Here is a 24,960-nt window from a genome sequence, read left to right on the forward strand (position 1 = left end):
GCCGCATATTCTACCCGTTATCTCCGGGCGCGCCAAACCACTGATGATACCAACGGGGCAAAATTTGATCCCGTAAGCGTTGGATTTGCCAGCCATGTTGCGAAAACGAAACCGTGATTTGTCCAGATCGGGGCGTAGTTAACCAGAGATACCCCTCCTTTCTGTAGCGGCGCGCCACCTTGTACGAAGGCAGTCGCCACGCGTTATAGCGGGATGCGGACACCAGGGCGATACGCCCACCCACACGCTGCACCAGAGGGAGTGATGAAGAGGTATTACTGCCATGGTGCGGCACCTGGATAAGTGTAGACGCAAGATATTGCCAGTGACGACTGAGCATCGCTTTTTCTCCCTGCGCCTCAATATCCCCGGTTAACAACAGGCTATGGGTGCCGTCCTCAATTTTGACCACGCAGGAACCGTTGTTACCGCGCTGCGGTGCGGTGGCGAGAGGCCAATGCGCGCTGAAGGTCAGCCCCTGCCACTGCCAGCGTTCGCCGCGAAAACAGACATCATGTCCCTTCTGGCGCAGTGGGCTGCGTATCCACATATTCGGCCACGCCTGGCGTAACGAGGCCAGCCCGCCGATATGGTCAAGGTGTTCATGGCTGACTATCACTCCTTCCGGGCGTAAGTGATGCCAGCGCAGCCAGGGGATAATAACCTGTTGCGCACTGTCCCCGCCTGGCCACGCAGGCCCGGTATCATACAAAATCGCTTTCCCCTGACGCTCGATAACCATTGCCAGTCCCTGTCCGACATCCAGCATATGCACCGACCACCCTTCCGTTTTGTTTGTTCGCCATAACGGACTGGCCGCCAGCACCAGTGCCGACACACAGACCACCGGGTAGGTTCGTGCGCCGCGCATCCGCCAGGCGACAATCGCCGCCCAGGGCAACAGAGTTAGCCACAACCAGCGTTTATCGACCCCGATCCAACCGTCAGGCAGCGAGGTCAGGAAGCCAAACAACAGGGAGAGTGAACCATCTGCCAGCCGCCAGACCAGATGTTCCGCGAGCGGCCATAGCCCGAGATGCAGACACATCCCCAGCAGAATGAGCGGCACCGAGACAAAGGTCACCAGCGGCACCGCCACCAGGTTCGCCACCAGTGATGACAGGCTGAATCCGTGAAAGACCATCACCTGTACAGGTAGCAACAGCAACAGCATGCCGAGCTGCAGGTGCAGCAGATTGCCTCCCGCTCTGATTATCCACGGCCCGGATAAACGGGGGGCAGGCACCCACTGATACCAGAAAATTAGCGCTGCCACCGCAAAGGCCGAAAGTAAAAGGCTATGCGATAACACCGCCAGCGGGTCGACCAGCAAAATGGCGGCGATGCAGACTCGCCATACTTGCCAGGGCGACCAGAGACGGCCGCTCAGCTGCAGCGCCAGACAGGTGCCCAGTGAAACGACGGTACGCAGCGCGGGGGGCTGCATGCCGGTAAGCCAGGCATAAAAGGCAGCAAAGCAGAATCCCGCCACCAGCGGCGCTTGCCAGTTCACCCAGCGAGCCGGAACAAAAAACTGCATGCCTCGTACCAGCAGCCAGATAACCGATGCCGCAAGGGCAATATGCAATCCCGAAATCGCCATGAGATGCGCCGTACCCGTTTGCCGCATCAAATCTTTAATGTCTGGCGTCAATGCCAGACGTTCCCCCATCCCCAGCCCCAGCAGAACCGGCCCCCAGGTATAAGACGAAAGCCTGTCCGTCAGCGTGGCAAGATACCGGGCGCGTAAGCTGCAGCGGGCATCTGTGACTTCCGGGTTGGTGAAACGCCCGGTCAGGGGCTGATGCTGCGCCAGAGCATAGCGCTGGGCATCGAATCCTCCTTCGTTAAGTTGACCGTGAACAGGCCGTAGTGTCAGGGTCATCTTCCAGCGCTGCCCGGCACAACCTGGCTGCGGTAGTGTATTGCCATACAGCGTAACCCCCACCGTAGGCAGCATTGCCCTGCCGTTAAGCCTGACAATACGGGCCTGATACATCTTATCGCTCCCGATCGCCACAATCTCCAGCTCTGCCTTCTGCGGCCCGTGGGTCAGGTTCTGCATCGGCCAGACTGCGCTTAACGCGGCGAGCCCGCCCCAGGCAAAAAAGAGCAGCCAAAGGCCGATGTATCGCGCCATGGTATGGCGAATTAAAGCGAGCAAGAACCCGGCAACAATCATGACCTGGATAAGCGGCAGTGCTGGCAGCGTGGGCAACCAGAGCAGCGGTAAGATGGCGAGAATCAAACATGTCGCTAACGCAGACAAACGCATTTACACCTCCCTGTATCCGGGCAGTGTGCAGCGGGCTGTTTAGCAAGTCAGGTGTGAAAAAATCAGATTGCAGCGCAGGCTGGTGGGATATGTTCGCTTTACAGCAACCGGCAGCAAAACTTGCGATGCCGATTCAGGTTCAGGTTCAGGTTCAGGTTCAGGTTCAGGAAAAACAAAAACAAAAAAAGCACCCGCAGGTGCTTTCTTTTGGTTACTCAGTTTCGCCCACAGGCCAAACTCAGTCGCCGTAAATGTTGGCGCGATCGCGCAATTCTTTACCCGGCTTAAAGTGCGGAACGTATTTACCTTCCAGCTCTACTTTATCGCCAGTCTTCGGGTTACGCCCGGTGCGTGGAGCACGATAGTGCAGAGAAAAACTACCGAAACCGCGGATTTCAATGCGCTCGCCCTGTGCAAGAGTGGTCGCCATATGCTCCAGCATCTCTTTTACGGCATCTTCCACTGCTTTAGCAGGTATGTGCGATTGCTGGCTGGCAAGTCTTTCAATCAATTCTGACTTGGTCATGATTCCTCCGGTTCCTTCAAACCCATTAGCTAAACAGCTTAAACAAGGGCGGCCGTAGCCGCCCTTTGTTATTGATTACAGGACGAATCCTGCAATCTGTCAAGTTACTCTACGAGTAACTTATTCGCCTTTAGCTGCTTTGAAAGCTTCAGCCATTGCGTTGTTAGAGAAGTTTGCATCTTCCTGTTTGTTAACAGTTGCGATTGCATCTTTCTCATCAGCTTCGTCTTTAGCACGAACAGACAGGCTGATTGCACGGTTTTTGCGGTCAACGCCGGTGAATTTAGCTTCAACGTCGTCGCCTACGCTCAGAACCAGAGTTGCATCTTCAACGCGGTCACGTGAAGCTTCAGAAGCGCGCAGGTAACCTTCAACGCCGTCAGCCAGTTCTACGGTTGCGCCTTTCGCGTCAACTGCAGTCACTTTACCGTTTACGATTGCGCCTTTCTTGTTCAGTGCAACCCAGTTGTTGAACGGATCTTCTGCGAGCTGTTTAACGCCCAGAGAGATACGCTCACGCTCTGCGTCAACCTGCAGAACAACTGCTGCGATTTCGTCGCCTTTTTTGTATTCACGTACTGCTTCTTCGCCTGCAACGTTCCAGGAGATGTCAGACAGGTGAACCAGGCCGTCGATGCCGCCGTCCAGGCCGATGAAGATACCGAAGTCAGTAATAGACTTGATTTTACCTTCAACACGGTCGCCCTTGTTGTGGGTTTCCGCGAACTGCTGCCATGGGTTGTTTTTGCACTGCTTCAGGCCCAGGGAGATACGACGACGTTCTTCGTCGATATCCAGAACCATCACTTCCACTACATCGCCAACGTTAACAACTTTGGATGGGTGGATGTTTTTGTTGGTCCAGTCCATTTCGGAAACGTGAACCAGGCCTTCAACGCCTTCTTCGATTTCAACGAAGCAGCCGTAGTCAGTCAGGTTGGTAACGCGACCAGTCAGTTTAGTACCTTCTGGGTAACGTTTAGCGATAGCAACCCATGGATCTTCGCCCAGCTGTTTCAGGCCGAGGGATACACGAGTACGCTCGCGGTCGAACTTCAGCACTTTAACAGTGATTTCGTCGCCCACGTTCACGATTTCGCTTGGGTGCTTAACGCGTTTCCACGCCATGTCGGTGATGTGCAGCAGGCCATCAACGCCGCCCAGGTCAACGAATGCGCCGTAGTCAGTGAGGTTCTTAACGATACCTTTGACTTCCATGCCTTCCTGCAGGTTTTCCAGCAGCTGATCGCGTTCTGCGCTGTTTTCGGATTCGATAACGGCACGACGGGAAACAACAACGTTGTTACGCTTCTGGTCCAGCTTGATTACTTTGAACTCAAGCTCTTTGCCTTCCAGGTGCAGGGTGTCACGAACTGGACGAACGTCTACCAGTGAACCTGGCAGGAACGCACGAATACCATTCAGCTCAACAGTGAAGCCACCTTTAACTTTGCCGTTGATAACACCGACCACAGTTTCAGCTTCTTCGTAAGCTTTTTCCAGGGTGATCCATGCTTCGTGACGTTTAGCTTTCTCACGAGAAAGCAGGGTTTCACCGAAGCCGTCTTCTACTGCGTCCAGCGCAACGTCAACTTCGTCACCAACCTGGATTTCCAGCTCGCCCTGGGCGTTTTTGAACTGCTCTGCCGGAATGGCAGACTCAGATTTCAGACCGGCGTCAACCAGTACGATATCTTTGTCGATAGCAACAACAACACCACGAACGATGGAACCCGGACGGGTTTCGATTTCTTTTAAGGATTCTTCAAACAGTTGAGCAAAAGATTCAGTCATGTTTAATCTTCAGGTTAATATTAACGTCCACCTGGCTCCGTGCCGGATGGGGTTGTTTCACATACCCGCCGTCAATCCATTGCAGCGGGGGTACTGCTAAATCGGTCGCGATTACGCGATTGCCAGTTTTTGGCGCGCATATTGTAGCGCTTTTTCAATCACTTGCTCAATAGTTAAACTGGTAGAATCCAGAACTAATGCATCATCTGCGGGAACAAGCGGCGCAACGGCGCGATTACGGTCGCGGTCGTCGCGTTCTTTTATCTCGGACAAAAGACGTTCAAAGTTAACACTAAAGCCCTTTTCCTGCAACTGTAGCATACGGCGCTGCGCACGCTCTTCCGAGGAAGCGTCAAGGAAAATTTTCACCGGCGCATCAGGGAAAACCACGGTCCCCATGTCGCGTCCGTCAGCGATCAAACCCGGCGCATCCCGGAAGGCGCGCTGGCGACGTAAAAGTGCCTCGCGAACGCGCGGGAACGCGGCGACCTGAGAAGCGGCGTTCGCCACGTCCTGGGTGCGGATCTCACCGCTCACGTCTTCCCCTTCCAGAATCACTTCCAGATTGCCGTTGGTGGAGACAAAACGCACGTCCAGATGGGCGGCCAGCGGCACCAGCGCCTCTTCAGAGGCCACATCAACATGGTGATGCAAAGCAGCCAGCGCCAGCACACGATAGATTGCGCCTGAATCTAAAAGATGCCATTGCAATGCTTCCGCCATCGCTTTGCACAGAGTTCCTTTACCTGCTCCACTCGGCCCGTCAATGGTGATAACCGGGGCAATTGCCGTCATCTTTTTCTCCTTAAAGTAGGCATACCGTTGTGTAAACGCCGCGCATTATACGCGTCAATGCGCACAACTGTTACCTTTGCATGTAAATTACGAAATGTTTGAAGCTGAGTGTAGAAGAATTGGACGATGATGACGTCAGGAAGCGTAAGCAAATAAGATGCCGCACCGGGCGGTGCGGCTGGGGGTCATCAGGCAAGCGTACTGATACGCGCCAACTGCTCGAAATAGTCCGGGAAGGTTTTCGCGGTGCATTTCGGATCGAGAATGGTGACCGGCGTATCCGACAGCGCCACCAGCGAGAAGCACATCGCCATGCGGTGGTCGTTGTAGGTGCCAATTTCCGCCGCCTGCAGCTGTGCCGGTGGCGTTACGCGGATGTAGTCCTCGCCCTCTTCCACCTCGGCCCCCACTTTACGCAGTTCAGTGGCCATCGCGAACAGGCGATCGGTCTCTTTCACGCGCCAGTTGTAAATGTTGCGCATCGTGGTCGTGCCTTTGGCAAACAGTGCCGCGGTAGCAATAGTCATCGCCGCATCGGGGATATGGTTCATGTCCATATCGATGGCGTTCAGTTCACCGCGGGTACAGGAGATGAAGTCATCGCCCCAGGTGACCACTGCGCCCATCTTCTCCAGCACATCGGCAAAGCGAATATCGCCCTGCACGCTGTTGCGGCCAATACCGGTCACTTTGACGGTACCGCCCTTAATGGCGCCTGCGGCGAGGAAATAAGAGGCCGACGAGGCATCGCCTTCCACCAGGTAATGACCCGGCGTCTGGTACTGCTGCCCGCCGCGCACCACGAAACGCTGGTAGCTGTGGTTTTCAACGTCCACACCGAAGGTCTTCATTAGATGCAGCGTGATATCGATATAAGGTTTGGAAACCAACTCACCTTTGATGGTGATGGTGGTGTTCTGCGGTGCCAGCGGTGCCGTCATCAGCAGCGCGGTGAGGAACTGGCTCGAGACGCTGCCGTCTACCGCCACGTCACCACCGGTAAAGCCACCGCGCAGCCGCAGCGGCGGATAGTTTTCCTGCTCCAGATAATCGATCTGGGCGCCGCCCTGACGCAGCGCGTCCACCAGATGGCCAATCGGGCGCTCTTTCATGCGCGGCTCGCCCGTCAGCACGATGTCGTTGCTGCCCAGGCACAGCGCCGCCGCCAGAGGGCGCATTGCCGTACCGGCATTTCCGAGGAACAGTTCCAGCGCGTCGGCGGATTGCAGTGCCCCGGCATTGCCGGTGACTTCGCAGCGGGTGCGATCGGCAGACAGGGTATAGTGGACTCCCAACGCTTTCAGCGCATTGAGCATATGGCGAACGTCATCGCTGTCCAGCAGGTTAGTGAGAACAGTGGTGCCGTTTGCCAGCGCTGCCAGCAGCAAGGCGCGGTTCGAGACACTTTTTGAACCAGGCAGATTAATGGTGCCATCTACCCGCGCGATAGGTTGTAACGTCAGGGATTCCATGAAACTTAACTCTCAATTCAACATAATAAAAACCCCGCAGCCTGGCCGCGGGGTAAACAGGGACGCAATTAACCGTGGCGACGTTCGAAGTCAGTCATGAAGTCGGTCAGGGCCTTAACGCCTTCGAGCGGCATGGCGTTATAAATAGAAGCACGCATCCCGCCGACGACACGGTGGCCTTTCAGTGCGTGCAGGCCTGCGGCGAAGGACTCTTCCAGGAACAGTTTATCGAGATTGCTGTCGGCCAACTGGAACGGGATATTCATGCGGGAACGGTTAGCTTTGGCGACGTCATTACGGTAGAAGTCGCTGCCGTCGATCACGCTATACAGCAGTTCAGATTTCTGCTGGTTGATCTTATCCATCTGCGCCACGCCGCCATTGTTTCTCAGCCATTTAAAGACCAGGCCAGAGAGGTACCAGGCAAAAGTCGGCGGGGTGTTGAACATCGAGTCGTTATCGTTCAGCACGGTGTAATCCAGAATCGACGGGCAAGACTTGTGGGCTTTACCCAGTAAATCTTCACGCACGATCACCAGCGTCAGGCCTGCCGGGCCGATGTTTTTCTGTGCGCCGGCATAGATTACGCCGTAGCGGCTGATATCCAGCGGCGAAGAGAGAATGGTGGAGGAGAAGTCCGCTGTGACGACCACTTTTTCGCCAAAGTTTGGCTCTTCGTGGATGGCGATGCCGTCGATGGTCTCATTTGGGCAGTAGTGCAGGTAGGCAGCATCCTGGGAGAGCTGCCATTCGCTCATCGGCTTCACCGCACGTAAACCATCGACAGTAACTTTGGCATCGATCACGTTCGGGGAGCAGTATTTGTGTGCTTCTTTTACTGCGCTTGCCGCCCAGTAGCCAGCGTCGACATAATCCGCAGTGGTTTTGTCACCCAGCAGGTTCAGTGGAATGCCCGCAAACTGACCGCGTCCGCCGCCGTGGCAGAATAATACTTTGTAATTTGAGGGGATATTCAGCAGGAAACGAAAATCTGCTTCTGCCTCTTCTGCCACCTCAATAAACGGTTTACCACGGTGGCTGACTTCCATCACTGACGTGCCCAGACCGTTCCAGTCACACAGCTCCTGTTGAGCCTGTTTGAGCACTTCCGCCGGTAACATTGCCGGACCTGAACTAAAATTAAAGACCTGAGCCATTTCCCCTCACCACGCTAAAAGCCATAAGTTATAACTGTGGATATCGGTTTTATCATTCAGTGACACGCGCCGCAATGTCTAAAACTTATGACCCTGGAAATGTGCCCGCCGTCACACAATAGATTCTGCCAGCGCGCTGTCACAAAACCGACAAAATCGCTGTCAGGTGATGCGTTTGGCCCGGCTAACCTTCGTCCATTCTGGATTCGTGCAGCGTGGGCATAATTGATGCGCCCCGGCCTGTAGAGTCTGAACATGACCACAACGCCGGCAGGCATAATCGCCGACTTCCGGTATCGTCATAAAACGTTCCACAAATTCATCCGGCAAGATGCACAGCCCGGGCTTAACCTGGTCATCGTCGTAGAAGTAAACGCTTATCTGCCCATTGGTCTCCATAATAGCAAGTTTGACCTGCCCTAGCTGCTCGACGCTGCTGGCCCGCAGTTCCATAAAGAATTCAAACTCGGTCATGTTGGCGCGCTGTACTTTTTCCCAGGCCAGCTTGCCATCTTCGACAATGGCGACCGGTTTTCCCTCCAGCAGATCTTCCAGCTTTTCACTTTTCGACATCAGCCACATTACCAGCCGGTAGAGCAACGCCAGGGTGACAAAAACAATGAAGACGGGAATCATCGGCACATCGTCATAAAACGCCACGTCACCCGCCGCCGATCCCAGTGTCAGAATGATTAACACTTCGAAGAGCGACATCTGACGCACGCCGCGCCGCCCGGTAATTTTGAGGAACAGGAAAACCAGTACAAAGGTATAAAGACTTCGCAGCGCAACCTCGCCTAAAAACTCAACGGGGACTTTATCAAAGGCCATTCGCTGAAGATCGAATGCTTTCATTTTTATATTCCTTTACAGTAAGTTACTCCATGTAAGCATAGCCCAGCCTTTTATTTTCGCCGAAACCGCCGGGAAGATAGCGCCTGCCATGCAAAACCCGTATCATTGCGCGCTTTCCGTACGATATAAGTGATCGCCATGACTCAAACGTTTATCCCCGGCAAAGACGCCGCCCTGGAAGATTCCATCGCTCGCTTCCAGCAAAAACTGACCGACCTGGGCTTTAATATCGAAGAAGCCTCCTGGCTCAACCCGGTCCCTCATGTCTGGTCTGTGCATATTCGCGATAAAGAGTGCGCGTTGTGCTTTACCAACGGCAAAGGTGCCACTAAAAAAGCAGCACTGGCCTCTGCACTGGGTGAGTATTTTGAGCGTCTGTCCACCAACTATTTCTTTGCCGATTTCTGGCTGGGCGATACCGTGGCGAATGGCCCGTTTGTTCACTACCCAAATGAAAAATGGTTCCCGCTGACCGAAGACGACGAACTGCCAGAAGGGATCCTCGACGATCGCCTGCGCGCGTTTTACGATCTGGAAAATCAGCTGACCGCCAGCATGCTGATCGATCTACAGTCAGGTAACGAAGATCGCGGTATCTGCGCCCTGCCGTTTACCCGTCAGTCTGATGAACAAACCGTCTATATCCCGATGAACATCGTCGGCAACCTGTATGTCTCAAACGGAATGTCCGCCGGTAACACCCGCAACGAAGCGCGCGTTCAGGGCTTGTCCGAGGTGTTTGAGCGTCATATTAAAAACCGCATTATCGCAGAATCCATCAGCCTGCCGGAGATCCCGGCTGACGTGCTGGCCCGCTATCCGGGCGTGGTGGAGTCCATTGCCAAACTGGAAGCCGAAGGTTTCCCAATCTTTGCCTATGACGGCTCTCTGGGCGGTAAGTACCCGGTGATCTGCGTCGTGCTGTTCAACCCGGCGAACGGCACCTGCTTCGCCTCCTTCGGTGCACACCCGGACTTCGGCGTGGCGCTGGAGCGTACCGTCACCGAACTGCTGCAGGGCCGTAGCCTGAAAGATCTGGACGTGTTTACCCCGCCGACCTTCGATGATGAGGAAGTGGCTGAGCACGCCAACCTGGAAACCCACTTCATCGACTCCAGCGGCTCGATCTCCTGGGATATGTTCAAGCAGGACGCGGATTATCCATTTGTTGACTGGAGCTTCGCTGGCACCACGGAAGAAGAGTTCGCTACCCTGATGGCGATCTTCACTGCCGAAAACCAGGAAGTGTACATCGCGGATTACGAGCACCTGGGCGTGTACGCCTGCCGTATTCTGGTTCCGGGCATGTCCGATATCTATCCGGTTGAAGACCTGTGGCTGGCGAACAACAGCATGGGCGCGCACCTGCGCGAAACCCTGCTGGCCCTGCCGGAGAGCGCGTGGGAGAAAGAGGACTATCTGAACCTTATTACCCAACTGGACGACGAAGGCCACGACGACTTTACCCGCGTGCGCGAGCTGCTGGGCCTGGCAACAGGCAAAGATAACGGCTGGTACACCCTGCGTATCGGTGAGCTGAAGGCGATGCTGGCGCTGGCAGGCGGCGATCTTGAGCAGGCGCTGATCTGGACCGAGTGGACCATTGAGTTCAACGCCTCGGTCTTCAGCGCAGAACGCGCGAATTACTATCGTTGTCTGCAGACGCTGCTGTTGCTGGCGCAGGAAGAAGATCGTGAGCCGCTGCAGTATCTGAACGCCTTTACCCGCATGTACGGTGCCGACGCGGTAGAGAATGCCAGCGCAGCCCTGAGCGGCGAAGCGCCATTCTACGGCCTGCAGGCAGTGGATAGTGATCTGAAAGCCTTCCCTGCTCACCAGTCGTTGCTGAAGGCCTATGAGAAATTGCAGAAGGCCAAAAGCGCTTACTGGGCTAAATAACGTTACATAGCATTACAAACAGTAGGCGTATACAATCACCTACGTTATATTACGGGGCAATTTTATTGCCCCGTTTTTTTATTTCTGCGGCAAGAAATTTTAATTGTAATAATAAGGTTAAATAATGGTAGCTATGATATTGGCGACCTACCGGTTATTGTTACTTTTTATATTAAATACTCCATTATAATTAACTGCCCGGGAGAAGGTATTAAGAAAAAAATCAAATCATTTTATAACTTTTAAAATATATTTTTATACGGATAATCAAATACTTACACCGCATTCGCTGGAAAACCACGCACTTTGCGGGCCTATAAGCCAGGCGAGATATGATCTACATCAATTTCTCTTCTATAATGCTTTGTTAGTATCTCGTCGCCGACTTAATAAAGAGAGAGTTAGTGTGAAAGCTGACAACCCTTTTGATCTTTTACTCCCAGCCGCAATGGCAAAAGTTGCCGAAGAAGCGGGTGTCTATAAAGCAACGAAACAACCGATGACGACGTTCTTCCTGGCCATCACTGCCGGGGTGTTCATCTCCATTGCCTTTGTTTTCTATATCACCGCCACCACCGGTACTGCCGGGATGCCTTTTGGTATCGCTAAGCTTATCGGCGGCATCTGTTTCTCACTGGGTCTGATCCTTTGCGTAATTTGCGGCGCTGACCTCTTTACCTCAACGGTCCTTATCGTCGTCGCGAAAGCCAGCGGTAAGATAACCTGGGGTCAGCTGGCTAAAAACTGGCTCAACGTTTACGTTGGAAACCTGGTTGGCTGCCTGCTTTTTGTCCTGTTGATGTGGTTGTCAGGTGAATATATGACCGCCAACGGCGCATGGGGGCTTAACGTCCTGCAAACCGCCGACCACAAAGTACACCACACATTTATTGAAGCCGTTGCGCTTGGCATCCTCGCCAACCTGATGGTCTGCCTGGCCGTCTGGATGAGCTACTCAGGGCGCAGCCTGATGGACAAAGCCATGATCATGGTTCTGCCTGTCGCCATGTTCGTTGCCAGCGGCTTTGAACACAGTATTGCAAACATGTTTATGATCCCTCTGGGTATTGTAATCCGTGATTTTGCCAGCCCGGAGTTCTGGACCGCAGTCGGTTCCAGCCCGGAAAGTTTCTCTCACCTGACCGTTATGAACTTCATTACTGATAACCTGATCCCAGTCACAATCGGGAACATTATTGGCGGTGGTCTGCTGGTTGGGTTGACATACTGGGTCATTTACCTGCGTGGCGATAACCATCATTAATGGTTTTCTCAGGCAGTAAATAAAAAATCCACTTAAGAAGGTAGGTGTTACATGTCCGAACTTAATGAAAAGTTAGCCGCAGCATGGGAAGGTTTTGCCAAAGGTGATTGGCAGAATGAAGTCAACGTTCGTGACTTCATCCAGAAAAACTACACCCCATATGAAGGTGACGAATCCTTCCTGGCCGGTGCTACCGACGCAACCACTGCCCTGTGGGACAGCGTTATGGAAGGCGTTAAGCAGGAAAACCGCACTCACGCGCCTGTTGATTTCGACACCTCCATCGCGTCCACCATTACTTCTCACGACGCGGGTTATATCAACAAATCCCTCGAGAAGATTGTTGGTCTGCAAACTGAAGCACCACTGAAACGCGCGATTATCCCGTTCGGTGGTATCAAAATGGTAGAAGGTTCCTGCAAAGCGTACGATCGCGAGCTGGACCCAATGCTGAAGAAAATCTTCACTGAATACCGCAAAACCCACAACCAGGGCGTGTTTGACGTTTACACCAAAGACATCCTGAACTGCCGTAAATCAGGCGTCCTGACCGGTCTGCCAGATGCATATGGCCGTGGTCGTATCATCGGTGACTACCGTCGCGTTGCGCTGTACGGTATCGACTTCCTGCTGAAAGACAAATACGCACAGTTCCTGTCTCTGCAGTCCGATCTGGAAAATGGCGTTAACCTGGAAGCGACTATCCGTCTGCGTGAAGAGATCTCCGAACAGCACCGTGCGCTGGGTCAGATCAAAGAGATGGCAGCGAAATACGGTTGCGATATCTCCGGTCCTGCGACCAACGCTCAGGAAGCTATCCAGTGGACTTACTTCGGTTACCTGGCAGCGGTTAAATCTCAGAACGGCGCAGCAATGTCCTTCGGTCGTGTATCCACCTTCCTGGATGCCTACATCGAACGTGACCTGAAAGCAGGCAAAATCACCGAACAAGACGCACAGGAAATGATTGACCACCTGGTCATGAAACTGCGTATGGTTCGCTTCCTGCGTACCCCTGAGTATGATGAGCTGTTCTCCGGTGACCCAATCTGGGCAACTGAATCTATCGGCGGTATGGGCGTAGATGGCCGTACTCTGGTGACTAAAAACAGCTTCCGCTTCCTGAACACCCTGTACACCATGGGGCCATCACCGGAGCCGAACATCACTGTTCTGTGGTCTGAAAAACTGCCACTGAACTTCAAAAAATATGCCGCTAAAGTATCCATCGACACCTCTTCTCTGCAGTACGAGAACGATGACCTGATGCGTCCAGACTTCAACAACGATGACTACGCGATTGCATGCTGCGTAAGCCCAATGGTTGTTGGTAAGCAAATGCAGTTCTTCGGTGCGCGTGCTAACCTCGCGAAAACCATGCTGTATGCAATCAACGGCGGCGTTGATGAAAAACTGAAAATGCAGGTTGGTCCTAAGTCTGAGCCGATCAAAGGCGATGTCCTGAACTTCGACGAAGTGATGGATCGTATGGATCACTTCATGGACTGGCTGGCTAAACAGTACGTCACCGCGCTGAACATCATCCACTACATGCACGACAAGTACAGCTACGAAGCCTCTCTGATGGCGCTGCACGACCGTGACGTTGTTCGCACCATGGCATGTGGTATCGCAGGTCTGTCCGTTGCGGCTGACTCCCTGTCTGCTATCAAATATGCGAAAGTTAAACCAATTCGTGACGAAGACGGCCTGGCTGTAGACTTCGAAATCGAAGGCGAATACCCGCAGTTTGGTAACAACGACGCTCGCGTTGATGACATGGCGGTTGACCTGGTTGAACGTTTCATGAAGAAAATTCAGAAACTGACCACCTACCGTAACGCTATCCCGACTCAGTCTGTTCTGACCATCACCTCTAACGTGGTTTATGGTAAGAAAACCGGTAACACCCCAGACGGTCGTCGTGCTGGCGCGCCATTCGGACCAGGTGCTAACCCAATGCACGGTCGTGACCAGAAAGGTGCTGTTGCCTCTCTGACCTCCGTTGCTAAACTGCCGTTTGCTTACGCGAAAGATGGTATCTCTTACACCTTCTCTATCGTGCCAAATGCGCTGGGTAAAGACGACGAAGTGCGTAAAACCAACCTCGCGGGTCTGATGGATGGTTACTTCCATCACGAAGCGTCCATCGAAGGTGGTCAACACCTGAACGTGAACGTCATGAACCGTGAAATGCTGCTCGATGCGATGGAACACCCTGAGAAATATCCTCAGCTGACCATCCGTGTTTCTGGTTACGCTGTGCGTTTCAACTCGCTGACTAAAGAACAGCAGAAAGACGTGATTACCCGTACTTTCACTCAGTCCATGTAAGGGGATTTGACTGAAATGGCGCCGTAAAACGCGTACAATAAAGGCTCCACACAAGTGGGGCCTTTTTAACACCTCCCCTACCTTAGTCTCTTTTGCCCGCTATCTATAATGAATGGATAACAGCCAAAACAGACTCGACACAGCCGATTGAGTTGTGCATATACACAGGCCCCGGACGGGCCGAATCTGGAGATATCACCGCAATGTCAACTATTGGTCGCATTCACTCCTTTGAGTCCTGTGGCACCGTCGATGGCCCGGGCATCCGCTTTATCACTTTCTTCCAGGGCTGCCTGATGCGCTGCCTGTACTGCCATAACCGCGACACCTGGGATACTCACGGTGGCAAAGAAGTTACTGTCGAAGAATTAATGAAAGAGGTAGTGACCTACCGCCACTTTATGAACGCCTCTGGTGGCGGTGTGACGGCTTCCGGCGGAGAGGCGATCCTGCAGGCCGAATTCGTTCGTGACTGGTTCCGCGCCTGCCATAAAGAGAGCATTCATACCTGTCTGGATACCAACGGCTTTGTCCGTCGCTACGATCCTGTGATTGATGAGCTGCTGGAAGTGACCGATCTGGTGATGCTGGACCTCAAGCAGATGAATGATGAGATCCATCAAAATCTGGTCGGCGTCTCTAACCACCGCACCCTCGAGTTTGCGAAATACATCTCCGCTAAAGGCATCAAAACCTGGATCCGTTACGTTGTGGTGCCGGGATGGTCAGATGACGATGACTCTGCACACCGCCTGGGTGAGTTCACACGCGATATGGGCAACGTTGAGAAAATTGAATTGCTGCCGTATCACGAGCTGGGCAAACATAAATGGGTGGCGATGGGCGAAGAGTACAAACTGGATGGCGTTAAGCCGCCGAAAAAAGAGACCATGGAACGCGTAAAAGGCATTCTGGAGCAGTACGGTCACAAGGTCATGTATTAACAAAACGCCCGGCTTTCACCGGGCGTTTTATTTATTAGTCAAAGACACCATTAATAATGGTGGTCACTATCGCCGTACTCAGCGCAATTAAGACCAGATCCTTTCCGACCACCCGCCATTCATACCCAGGATAAGAAGGTAATTGACCTAGCATTGATGCCGGAACGGCCTTTTTCGCGATGCCCGGAGGCAGCGGTTTACCGCGCGCGAGGTTTTTAGCAATCCCCGGAGGAAGTGAATCATAACCCGTTAAGCCGTAATTCAACGCCAGATGCCGGGCGTGATCGTAACTGACGCGGGCATCGACATCGTCTTTTACGCTTTTATTCGATTTGCCTGAATTCTGGTGACCGTTATTTTGTTTATGGCCCTGATTACCGGCATTCCCCTTACCGGAATTGCCGTTACCATGATTGCCGCTATTACCTTGTCCGTTGCCGTGACCATTTCCGTTTCCTGGATTAGCCATAGCGGGTGCAGTTGCGAAGGTTAAAGACAATACTACTGCCAGCGCTGTAGTGGTAAAACGACGAGTAGACATGATCGCTGCCTTTTAGTGATAGAACGCTTCTGAATTATCGTCTGACACAATAAACAAACAATGCGTAAAACTCTTATATGTGACAGAAGCAAAAAAGCCTGTCGGCGACAGGCTTTTATTTACTCAGGCATGCGCCACCGGCGTTGGATGTTCGCCCACTTTACGCAGCAGCATTAACAGATAAATAAATGACACGCTGGCGATCATGATAAACAGCAGATTGTCAGAATAGTTCTGCATCAGCATGGCGGTGAAGGTGGGTCCCAGCAAACTGCCGATGGTATAGCTCAGCAACAGCGCCTGGTTCATGGCCACCAGCTGATGATGCTCCACTTTCTCACAGGCCCAGGCCATCGCCACCGGATAGAGGGTAAAGCCCGCTGCACCGAGGATAAACAGTGCCGGCGCCATCGCGGCATTACTGAGCATGGCGAGACAACCCATGATCACCACAAAGACCTGAACGCGCAACACCAGCAGACGGCCAAAGCGGTCCGCAAGGCGACCAATCGGCCACTGCCCGACAATCCCGGCGCTGACCATCACCGCCATCCAGAAACCGATGCCGGAATCACTGACTCCCTGATGGTTCAGATAGAGCGGCATGAGTCCATACAGCGAACCCAGTACAATCCCGGAGATAATGCAGCCATTTACTCCCAGACGCGCCTGACGCAATCTCAGCATCGGCCAGATGTGAGTTGCCTCCTGATGCTCGCTGCTCTGGTTAACAATACGCGTAAAGAGCAGCGGCAGAATGGCGGCCAGCACCATGCCGGTCACCCATGGCAGGACGCTCATCAGGTCAGTTGGCAGTTTGCTGACCATCAGTTGACCCAACACGGTTCCGATGTAATAGACCATCATATAGGCTGCCAGCAGACGCCCACGGTTGCGGGAGGTGCCACTGCACATCAGGGCACTCTCCACTACCACCCAGATCATGGCGCAGCCAACGCCCGCAATAAAGCGCCAGGCCATCCAGCTCCAGAATCCGACCATCAGCCCTAACCCGGCACAGCCAGCGGCAAAAATAAGCGATGCCAGATAATAGCTGCGGTTAAAACCAAAACGTTTAATCAGGCTTCCTGTCATCAGGGTGCCCAGCAGATTACCGGTAAAAAAGGACGAGCTGACCATACCCACCTGCCAGGTCGGTAAGTGTTCATGGGCGAGCCACAGCGGGACGAGCGTATTTAACACCGCGATCGCCAGGGTCAGCAAAAGGAGGCCACAGAGCAACAGGAGCACTGGCCGGGTATAGGTCGACATGGATTAAAAACCGTGAGGAAGTTCAGATTTCGTGCGCATCATGCCACTGGCAAAAACAAAGTCAATCCACCCGGAAGGGGCGCACGCACAATATGTACCTTGTCGATTGAAAAAACTCATCCTGCTAATGCAAAGTCAGCTATCGATATTAATTATGTATTTGTTTTTGTTTATTTAGATTAAAAATGAAAGCCAGGCGACAGTTGAAAAATTTCATGATTGAAAAAAGAAAAGCCGGGCACTAAGTCCCGGCTTTATATAACAATAATCAGCGTTAACTGGCGATAGCCATGCCAACGGTCATATGCAGACCGTAAAATACCCCGCGGCCAATCAATTCTCCTGCCAACACCAGCAAAAATGCCAGCGACAATAACGGGAGCGCAGGCTGATAGCCTTTCAGCTGAGGCACAATCCAGCACACCAGCGCCACTGCCAGCAGCGCCACCCGCCAGGCCATCAGCGAACCATACTCGGGCACCAGGGTTGAGGCCTGCTGAATGGAGCTGTGGATCGTCGCCAGTTCCGCGCCCTGGAGCAGCGCAACGATCGTACTGACCGCCAGCGCCAGCAGCGACACGGCAGGCAGTAAACGCATGGCCCAGCCATCGACGCCTGCTACGCGCAGGAGCAGGAAGCCGAGCAGCGGGCCACCGATAAACAGGGTCAGGAAGAAGCTCATTGGCGTCCAGACGCTGTACCAGGTGGGGACCGTGTCGATGGTGTTATAGACCCGCACCATCATCCAGACAAACACGACACCCAGCACCATGGTCACGATCAGCCAAAGATTGCGTAATCCTGTCGGCAGTTTTTTCAACGCCGCCAGCAGCCAGCCCAGCCCACCGACAGCAAAGAAGAGCGCCCCGCTGGCGATTTCGTTGCTGAGCGAAGAGGCGCCCACACGATTCAGGGAATTGAATGCGCGCATTGGAGACCCGAGGTGCAGCGTGGAGGCGATAAACCCGATCCCCATCAGCACCCACAGACCAAACATGCTCATTACCAGCCGCTGCTGTTGCTCCCTGTTCAGATTGCCGTTTAACAACGCCACGGCGAGCACGATAAACCCGCCCGCCACACACTGTCCAAAGACCGTAAAAATCATCAACGGCCATTCATGCCATCCGTTTCCCATCTCACACCTCCTGCGGATTAGCCAGATAGCCGGTGGTATCACCCGTGGGTCGGCTGTTGGCATTGGGTTTAATGACGATAGACGGCTTCGTGAAGTGCGCCGACGGCAGCGGGGCGACAGCGGCCAGTTTGCCGTGCTTCTTGCGCAGCTCTTCAATCGGGCCGAAGTCCAGCGCCCGCAGCGGGCAGGACTCGACACAAATCGGCTTCTGGCCCTCCGCCACCCGCTCATGGCAGCCGTCGCACTTGGTCATATGGCCTTTGGCGGCGTTGTACTGCGGCGCACCGTACGGGCAGGCCATGTGGCAGTAGCGGCAGCCGATGCAGACATCCTCATCCACCACCACAAAGCCGTCTTCGCGCTTGTGCATCGCCCCGCTCGGGCAGACCTTGGTGCAGGCCGGGTCCTCGCAGTGGTTGCAGGAGATGGACAGATAGTAGGCAAACACGTTCTGGTGCCAGACGCCGTTGTCCTCCTGCCAGTCGCCGCCCGCATACTCGTAGATGCGACGGAAGCTGACATCCGGGGTGAGATCCTTGTAATCCTTGCACGCCAGCTCGCAGGTTTTGCACCCGGTGCAGCGGCTGGAATCAATAAAAAATCCATACTGAGTGGTCATCGGCTACTCCTTACGCCTTTTCAACCTGAACCAGGTTACTGTGGGACGGGTTGCCTTTCGCCAGCGGCGACGGGCGTTGGGTGGTCAGCACGTTAATGCAGCCCGCCTGATCGACACGGTTCGCATCCGGGTTGTACCAGGCCCCCTCGCCTAACGCCACCACGCCCGGCAGAATGCGCGGCGTGACTTTGGCTTCGATATGCACTTCACCGCGGCTGTTGAAAATACGGATACGATCCCCGTTGGCGATGCCACGTTTCTGTGCATCAACCGGGTTGATCCACATCTCCTGACGGCAGGCAGACTTCAGCACATCCACGTTGCCGTAGGTCGAGTGAGTACGCGCCTTATAGTGGAAACCTGTCAGCTGAAGCGGATAGTCTTTGCTTTGCGGATCATCGTAGTTCTCAAAGCCCGGGCTGTAGACCGGAAGCGGATCGATGACGTCCCCTTTTTCCAGCTCCCACGTCGCTGCAATCTCCGCCAGCTGCGCCGAGTAAATTTCAATTTTGCCGGACGGCGTGGTCAACGGGTTAGCTACTGGATCTTCACGGAACGCTTTATAGGCCACGTGATGCCCTTCCGGATCGCGCTGTTTGAACATGCCCGCCTTGCGGAACTCGTCAAACGGCAGGAGATCAGGGATAGCCTTGCGTGACTGCTCGTAAAGATGACGCATCCAGCCTTCCTGGGTGCGGCCTTCGGTGAACTTTTCCTCAACGCCCATTCGCTTCGCGATCTGCGTCGTCATCTCATAGATGGTTTTGCATTCAAAGCGCGGCTTGATTGCCTGGTCGGCAAAAATCACGTACGACATATTGCCGCAGGAGGCATCCAGCGCGAAGTCCATCTGTTCTGAAGCAGTGCAATCCGGCAGCAGAATATCGGCGTACTTCGCCGAAGAGGTCATATGGCAATCCACCACCACTATCAGCTCGCACTTTTTGTCGTCCTGCAGGATTTCGTGGGTGCGGTTGATTTGTGAATGCTGGTTGATCAGACAGTTACCGGCGTAGTTCCAGATCATCTTGATCGGCACGTCCAGCTTGTCTTTGCCGCGCACGCCGTCGCGGGTGGCGGTCATTGCCGGACCGCGCTCAATGGCGTCGGTCCACATAAACATGGAAATGCTGGTCTTGACCGGATTCTCCAGGGTTGGCATGCGTTCGAAAGGCAGGGAGTAGGAGCCTTCGCGCGCGCCTGAGTTACCGCCGTGGATGCCCACATTGCCGGTCAGAATCGCCAGCATGGAGATAGCGCGGGACACCAGCTCACCGTTGGCGTGGCGCTGAGGCCCCCAGCCCTGCGAAATAAACGCCGGCTTAGCGCCCGCAATTTCACGCGCCAGTTTCACAATGCGCGCCTGCGGAATGCCGGTAATGGCAGATGCCCATTCAGGCGTCTTGGCAATGCCGTCGCTGCCCTGCCCCAGAATGTAGGCCTTGTAATGCCCGTTGGCTGGTGCGCCTTCTGGTAACGTTTTTTCGTCGTAGCCGACACAATATTTATCGAGGAAAGGCTGGTCGACGAGGTTTTCATTGATCATCACCCACGCCAGGGCGGAGATTAGCGCCGCATCGGTTCCCGGACGAATCGGGATCCATTCATCTTCGCGGCCCGCCCCGGTATCGGTGTAGCGCGGATCGATGATGATCATTTTGGCATTCGATTTTTCGCGCGCCTGCTCAACGTAATAAGTCACGCCGCCGCCGCTCATACGCGTTTCGCCCGGGTTGTTGCCGAACAGCACCACCAACTGGCTATTTTCGATATCGGACGGGCTATTGCCATCCGCCCAGCCGCCGTAGGTGTAGTTTAGCCCTGCCGCGATCTGCGCGGTAGAGTAGTCGCCATAGTGATTAAGATAGCCGCCACAGCAGTTCATCAGACGGGCGATGAGGGTTTTGCCCGGCGGCCAGGAGCGGGTCAGGGTTCCGCCGAGGGTACCGGTGCCGTAGTTAAGATAGATGGACTCGTTGCCGTAATCCTTTATCAGACGCTGCATATTACTGGCAATGGTGTCGAAGGCTTCGTCCCAACTGATGCGCTCGAATTTACCCTCCCCACGCTTACCTACCCGCTTCATTGGGTATTTCAGGCGATCCGGGTTATAAACACGGCGGCGCATGGAACGGCCTCGCAGGCAGGCGCGCACCTGGTGTAACCCGTCGTAGTTATCATCCCCGGTATTGTCAGTCTCGACGTATTTGATCTCACCGTCGACCACATGCATTCGCAACGGGCAGCGACTGCCGCAGTTCACCGTACATGCGCTCCAGACTACCTTTTCATCCGGCTTTTTGGCTGTTACGGATTCAGCCGCCGAGGCCAGGCGTGAAAAAGGCAAAGTAAATGCGCTACTGGCAACGGCCAGGCCGCCAATCGCGGTGGTTTTCATCAGCCCGCGACGGCTCACCTCAGCAGCCAGTAAGGCATCAGGCGTTTTTATTTTCATAGACTCTCACTTTGATTGCTCACAAAATTCCATGTGCAACAGCAACCGCTATATAGTTATTTATATAAGGAGTGATTGCGTTAGCAGCGGTTTATGCTAACCAACTGCCGGGAGAGTATTACCCCTTTAGAGGGAGTGGGTATTGCCTGATGTCAAAAGCGGGGCATAAAAAAAGCGCCCGCAGGCGCTTTTTTACATTTTGGCAATTAGCCGATGAACTGCTGGCCTTTCATGTAAGGGCGCAGAACTTCGGGAATTTCGATACGTCCGTCAGCCTGCTGGTAGTTTTCCAGCACCGCCACCAGGGTACGGCCCACTGCCAGGCCGGAGCCGTTCAGGGTATGTACCAGACGGGTTTTCTTGTCGGACTTACTGCGGCAACGTGCCTGCATACGACGCGCCTGGAAATCGCCAACGTTGGAGCAGGAGGAGATTTCACGATAGGTACCCTGCGCCGGAACCCACACTTCCAGATCGAAGGTTTTGCAGGCACCAAAGCCCATGTCACCGGTGCACAGCGCCATGCGGCGATACGGCAGACCCAGCAACTCCAGCACTTTTTCTGCGTGGCCGGTCATCTCTTCCAGCGCCTCCATGGAGGTTTCTGGACGTACGATCTGCACCATCTCAACTTTGTCGAACTGGTGCATACGGATCAGACCACGGGTATCACGACCATAAGAACCTGCTTCAGAACGGAAGCACGGAGAGTGTGCAGTCAGTTTGATCGGCAGATCGTCTTCGTCGATGATCTCATCACGCACGAGGTTGGTCAGCGGCACTTCTGCGGTTGGGATCAGCGCGTAGTTGCTGCTGTCTGCCTCTTCGTCCAGCGGACGGGTGTGGAACAGATCGCCGGCAAATTTCGGCAGTTGCCCGGTACCGTACAACGTATCGTGGTTGACCAGATACGGGACGTAGGTTTCGCTGTAGCCATGTTGCTCAGTGTGCAGATCCAGCATGAACTGCGCCAGCGCACGGTGCAGATGGGCAATTTGGCCCTTCATGACCACAAAACGGGAACCGGTCAGCTTAACGGCCGCGGCAAAATCCAGCCCCGCGTGCATTTCGCCCAGCGTAACGTGATCGCGAACTTCGAAATCGAATTCGCGTGGGGTGCCCCAGCGTTTCACTTCGACGTTGTCATTTTCGTCTTTGCCGACAGGTACGCTGTCGTCAGGGGTATTCGGGATTGCCAGGGCAATATCACGAATCTCAGCCTGAAGAACGTCCAGTTCGGCTTTCGCCTGATCCAGTTCTTCACCGAGTTTGTTCACTTCCAGGCGTAATGGCTCAATGTCTTCCCCGCGCGCTTTCGCCTGGCCGATGGATTTCGATCGAGAGTTACGCTCTGCCTGCAAGTTTTCAGTTTGAACCTGCAGAACTTTACGACGCTCTTCAAGAGCGCGCAGCTTATCTACATCCAGTTTAAAGCCCCGGCGTGCCAGTTTTTCAGCGACTGCGTCTGGCTCGTTACGCAGCAGATTGGGATCGAGCATGCTTATCCTGTGCTTATCGAATTAAAAAATAGGAGGAAATGACCGCAGCCTGCGGTCACTGAAGTTTCCCGTCAACCTTACCGCAACGATCGTTCTAACGGTAGCGTTTTATAGGGCTATTTTGATCCTGTCCGGCAAGCCAGGTGAGCTTTTCGCCAATCTTGCCCTCAAGACCTCTGTTTGTCGGGCGATAATAGCGTGTTTGTGCCATCTCCTGCGGGAAATACTCCTCCCCGGCAGCGTATGCGTTCGGCTCATCGTGGGCATAACGATAGGCCTGGCCGTAGCCCATCTCTTTCATCAGTTTGGTCGGGGCATTACGCAGGTGGACAGGGACATCGTAGTCAGGGCGCTCACGTGCATCAGACATCGCGGCTTTGAACGCGGTATACACGGCATTGCTTTTCGGGGCACAGGCCAGATAGACAATCGCCTGGGCAATGGCGCGTTCGCCTTCAGCAGGCCCGACGCGGGTGAAGCAGTCCCAGGCTGAGAGTGCCACCTGCATGGCGCGTGGATCGGCGTTACCGACATCTTCCGAAGCAATCGCCAGGCAGCGACGGGCAACGTACAACGGATCGCCCCCCGCAGTGATAATGCGCGCATACCAGTAGAGCGCAGCATCGGGTGCACTGCCGCGCACCGATTTATGCAGCGCCGAGATCAGATCGTAAAAACGGTCGCCTTTGTTATCAAAGCGCGCGCTGCGTTCCCCGGCGATTTCGGTCAGCAGAGCCGGAAGCAGCACCCGCTTGCCGCTGTCGTCGGCTTCGGTCATATCGACCATCATTTCCAGGGTATTCAACGCCCGACGCGCATCGCCATTGACCAGTTCGGCAATCGCATGACGGGTATCGTCTGGCAGTACGATATCCTGCCCGCCGTAGCCCCGGGCCTTGTCTTCCATCGCCTGCGTCAGCACCTGCTCAATGTCTTCGGTGGTTAACGATTTCAGCAGATAGACGCGAGCACGGGACAGCAGTGCGGAATTGAGTTCAAAAGAAGGGTTTTCCGTGGTCGCACCGATAAACGTGATGGTGCCGTCTTCGATATGCGGCAGGAAGGCGTCCTGCTGACTCTTGTTGAAGCGGTGAACTTCATCGACAAACAGGATCGTGCGGCGACCGGCATTACGGCTCTGCCGTGCACGCTCAATGGCTTCGCGGATCTCTTTCACCCCTGAGGTGACGGCCGAAATACGCTCGACGTCGGCGTCGGCGTAACGGGCAATGACCTCTGCCAGCGTTGTTTTACCCGTACCCGGTGGCCCCCAGAGGATCATCGAGTGCAGATGCCCGGCCTCAATGGCGCGCGGCAGGGGTTTGCCCGCAGCCAGCAGATGCTGCTGGCCGATATACTGCGCTAAATTTTCTGGCCGCATACGGGCGGCCAGAGGTTGAAACGCATTATCTGAAAAATCGAGCGACAGGTTGCTCACGCACGCCTCTTACTTATTACGTTGGTCATCCACCGTCACGCCCTTCGGCGGGGTAAAGGTGAATTTAGATGCATCAACCGCCCCGTTCTGCTGGGATTTCAGCTGATAGCTGCTGCGCTGATCGTCCTGCTCAACGGCGCCGAACTGATTGATGGTGCCATTATTGCTGACATTAATGGTGAACTGCTTCAGGTTACCGTTACTGCCTTTCGGCGTCAGCACAAACTCATCACCGTTCTGTTTAATGTTGTACTGCTGCCAGTCGCTGGTCTGGTTACGGGCGATCAGCATAAACGGCGTATTGCTGGTGGCATCTTTCAGCCAGGTGGCCGTGGCCTGCTCAACAAACGGGTTGAAGAACCACAGGGTCTTGCCGTCGGAAACCAGGATGCTCTCATCCGGTTGCGTCATGTGCCAGTTGAACAGATTGGGACGTTTCACCCACAGGTCACCCTGACCTTCCTGCACCGCATTGCCGCTGCCATCAGTCACTTTCTGGGTGAAGCTGGCGTGGAAGCTGCTGACTTTGTCCAGGCGGCTTTTCAGGTCGCTGGCGGCATCTGCCCAGACGCTGCTGGCCACGAAGCTGGTCAATAATGCACAGGTGATTGCAATTTTTTTCATTGGTCGTCCTTACAAAGCGTCATCCCGAAAATGGGGGTTTTCTGTCAACTATTCTGGAC

At 54.3% G+C, this 24,960-nt stretch carries 20 protein-coding genes; 5 read left to right on the plus strand and 15 right to left on the minus strand.

Annotated elements, in window-relative coordinates; all coding sequences use genetic code 11:
• Positions 1 to 10 precede the first annotated feature (10 nt).
• Entirely contained in the window at positions 11 to 2,275 is a 2,265-nt protein-coding gene (locus C3F35_RS03905) for a ComEC family protein (protein WP_103792003.1), read from the minus strand.
• Positions 2,276 to 2,328: 53 nt separating this feature from the next.
• Between C3F35_RS03905 and C3F35_RS26615 the strand changes: the two genes are divergently transcribed.
• A complete protein-coding gene (locus C3F35_RS26615) occupies positions 2,329 to 2,526 on the plus strand; it encodes a hypothetical protein (RefSeq protein WP_146054030.1) in 198 nt (65 codons plus the stop codon).
• Here the strand turns inward: C3F35_RS26615 and ihfB are convergent.
• The 6 genes from ihfB to C3F35_RS03935 all read right to left on the minus strand — a co-directional run bounded on the left by ihfB (position 2,514) and on the right by C3F35_RS03935 (position 8,874).
• Entirely contained in the window at positions 2,514 to 2,801 is a 288-nt protein-coding gene (ihfB, locus tag C3F35_RS03910) for an integration host factor subunit beta (RefSeq protein WP_032617358.1), read from the minus strand. The genes C3F35_RS26615 and ihfB overlap by 13 nt on opposite strands.
• Before the next feature lie 120 nt (positions 2,802 to 2,921).
• Positions 2,922 to 4,595: a 30S ribosomal protein S1 gene (gene rpsA, locus C3F35_RS03915; RefSeq protein WP_032617357.1), complete on the minus strand. Its 1,674-nt coding sequence runs from the start codon at positions 4,593 to 4,595 to the stop codon at positions 2,922 to 2,924.
• Between the two features lie 111 nt (positions 4,596 to 4,706).
• A complete protein-coding gene (gene cmk, locus C3F35_RS03920) occupies positions 4,707 to 5,390 on the minus strand; it encodes a (d)CMP kinase (protein ID WP_032617356.1) in 684 nt (227 codons plus the stop codon).
• A 188-nt stretch (positions 5,391 to 5,578) separates the two neighbouring features.
• The gene (aroA, locus tag C3F35_RS03925; protein ID WP_103792002.1) at positions 5,579 to 6,862 is read right to left on the minus strand and encodes a 3-phosphoshikimate 1-carboxyvinyltransferase; all 1,284 of its coding nucleotides are present in this window, start codon (positions 6,860 to 6,862) and stop codon (positions 5,579 to 5,581) included.
• Between the two features lie 68 nt (positions 6,863 to 6,930).
• Entirely contained in the window at positions 6,931 to 8,019 is a 1,089-nt protein-coding gene (gene serC, locus C3F35_RS03930; protein ID WP_103792001.1) for a 3-phosphoserine/phosphohydroxythreonine transaminase, read from the minus strand.
• A gap of 162 nt (positions 8,020 to 8,181) precedes the next feature.
• Positions 8,182 to 8,874, minus strand: a complete 693-nt coding sequence (locus C3F35_RS03935) for a DUF421 domain-containing protein (RefSeq protein ID WP_059308373.1) — start codon at positions 8,872 to 8,874, stop codon at positions 8,182 to 8,184.
• A gap of 138 nt (positions 8,875 to 9,012) precedes the next feature.
• Between C3F35_RS03935 and ycaO the strand changes: the two genes are divergently transcribed.
• The 4 genes from ycaO to pflA all read left to right on the plus strand — a co-directional run bounded on the left by ycaO (position 9,013) and on the right by pflA (position 15,315).
• A complete protein-coding gene (ycaO, locus tag C3F35_RS03940; RefSeq protein ID WP_059308374.1) occupies positions 9,013 to 10,773 on the plus strand; it encodes a 30S ribosomal protein S12 methylthiotransferase accessory factor YcaO in 1,761 nt (586 codons plus the stop codon).
• A 406-nt stretch (positions 10,774 to 11,179) separates the two neighbouring features.
• Positions 11,180 to 12,037 (plus strand): formate transporter FocA, encoded by an 858-nt coding sequence (gene focA, locus C3F35_RS03945; protein ID WP_032617351.1) that lies wholly within the window; start codon positions 11,180 to 11,182, stop codon positions 12,035 to 12,037.
• A 51-nt stretch (positions 12,038 to 12,088) separates the two neighbouring features.
• On the plus strand, positions 12,089 to 14,371 hold the full coding sequence (gene pflB, locus C3F35_RS03950; protein WP_032617350.1) for a formate C-acetyltransferase: 2,283 nt from the start codon (positions 12,089 to 12,091) through the stop codon (positions 14,369 to 14,371).
• Between the two features lie 203 nt (positions 14,372 to 14,574).
• Positions 14,575 to 15,315: a pyruvate formate lyase 1-activating protein gene (gene pflA, locus C3F35_RS03955; RefSeq protein WP_032617349.1), complete on the plus strand. Its 741-nt coding sequence runs from the start codon at positions 14,575 to 14,577 to the stop codon at positions 15,313 to 15,315.
• A gap of 34 nt (positions 15,316 to 15,349) precedes the next feature.
• Here the strand turns inward: pflA and C3F35_RS03960 are convergent, their stop codons facing one another.
• From C3F35_RS03960 to lolA, 8 genes are all read right to left on the minus strand, one after another.
• Positions 15,350 to 15,856: an anti-virulence regulator CigR family protein gene (locus C3F35_RS03960; protein ID WP_059308375.1), complete on the minus strand. Its 507-nt coding sequence runs from the start codon at positions 15,854 to 15,856 to the stop codon at positions 15,350 to 15,352.
• A gap of 123 nt (positions 15,857 to 15,979) precedes the next feature.
• The gene (locus tag C3F35_RS03965) at positions 15,980 to 17,128 is read right to left on the minus strand and encodes an MFS transporter (protein WP_032617345.1); all 1,149 of its coding nucleotides are present in this window, start codon (positions 17,126 to 17,128) and stop codon (positions 15,980 to 15,982) included.
• A 274-nt stretch (positions 17,129 to 17,402) separates the two neighbouring features.
• Positions 17,403 to 18,266, minus strand: coding sequence for a dimethyl sulfoxide reductase anchor subunit family protein (locus tag C3F35_RS03970; RefSeq protein WP_059349878.1), 864 nt, complete (start codon positions 18,264 to 18,266; stop codon positions 17,403 to 17,405).
• A gap of 1 nt (position 18,267) precedes the next feature.
• Entirely contained in the window at positions 18,268 to 18,885 is a 618-nt protein-coding gene (locus tag C3F35_RS03975; protein WP_059307999.1) for a DMSO/selenate family reductase complex B subunit, read from the minus strand.
• 10 nt (positions 18,886 to 18,895) lie between these two features.
• Positions 18,896 to 21,340, minus strand: coding sequence for a dimethylsulfoxide reductase subunit A (gene dmsA / locus C3F35_RS03980; RefSeq protein WP_103792000.1), 2,445 nt, complete (start codon positions 21,338 to 21,340; stop codon positions 18,896 to 18,898).
• A gap of 206 nt (positions 21,341 to 21,546) precedes the next feature.
• Positions 21,547 to 22,839, minus strand: a complete 1,293-nt coding sequence (gene serS / locus C3F35_RS03985) for a serine--tRNA ligase (RefSeq protein WP_103791999.1) — start codon at positions 22,837 to 22,839, stop codon at positions 21,547 to 21,549.
• A gap of 94 nt (positions 22,840 to 22,933) precedes the next feature.
• A complete protein-coding gene (rarA, locus tag C3F35_RS03990; RefSeq protein WP_077227500.1) occupies positions 22,934 to 24,277 on the minus strand; it encodes a replication-associated recombination protein RarA in 1,344 nt (447 codons plus the stop codon).
• 9 nt (positions 24,278 to 24,286) lie between these two features.
• On the minus strand, positions 24,287 to 24,901 hold the full coding sequence (gene lolA / locus C3F35_RS03995; protein WP_103791998.1) for an outer membrane lipoprotein chaperone LolA: 615 nt from the start codon (positions 24,899 to 24,901) through the stop codon (positions 24,287 to 24,289).
• Between the last annotated feature and the right edge of the window lie 59 nt (positions 24,902 to 24,960).

This window comes from Leclercia sp. LSNIH3 (assembly GCF_002935105.1).
In the GTDB taxonomy this organism is placed as follows: Bacteria; Pseudomonadota; Gammaproteobacteria; order Enterobacterales; family Enterobacteriaceae; genus Enterobacter; species Enterobacter adecarboxylatus.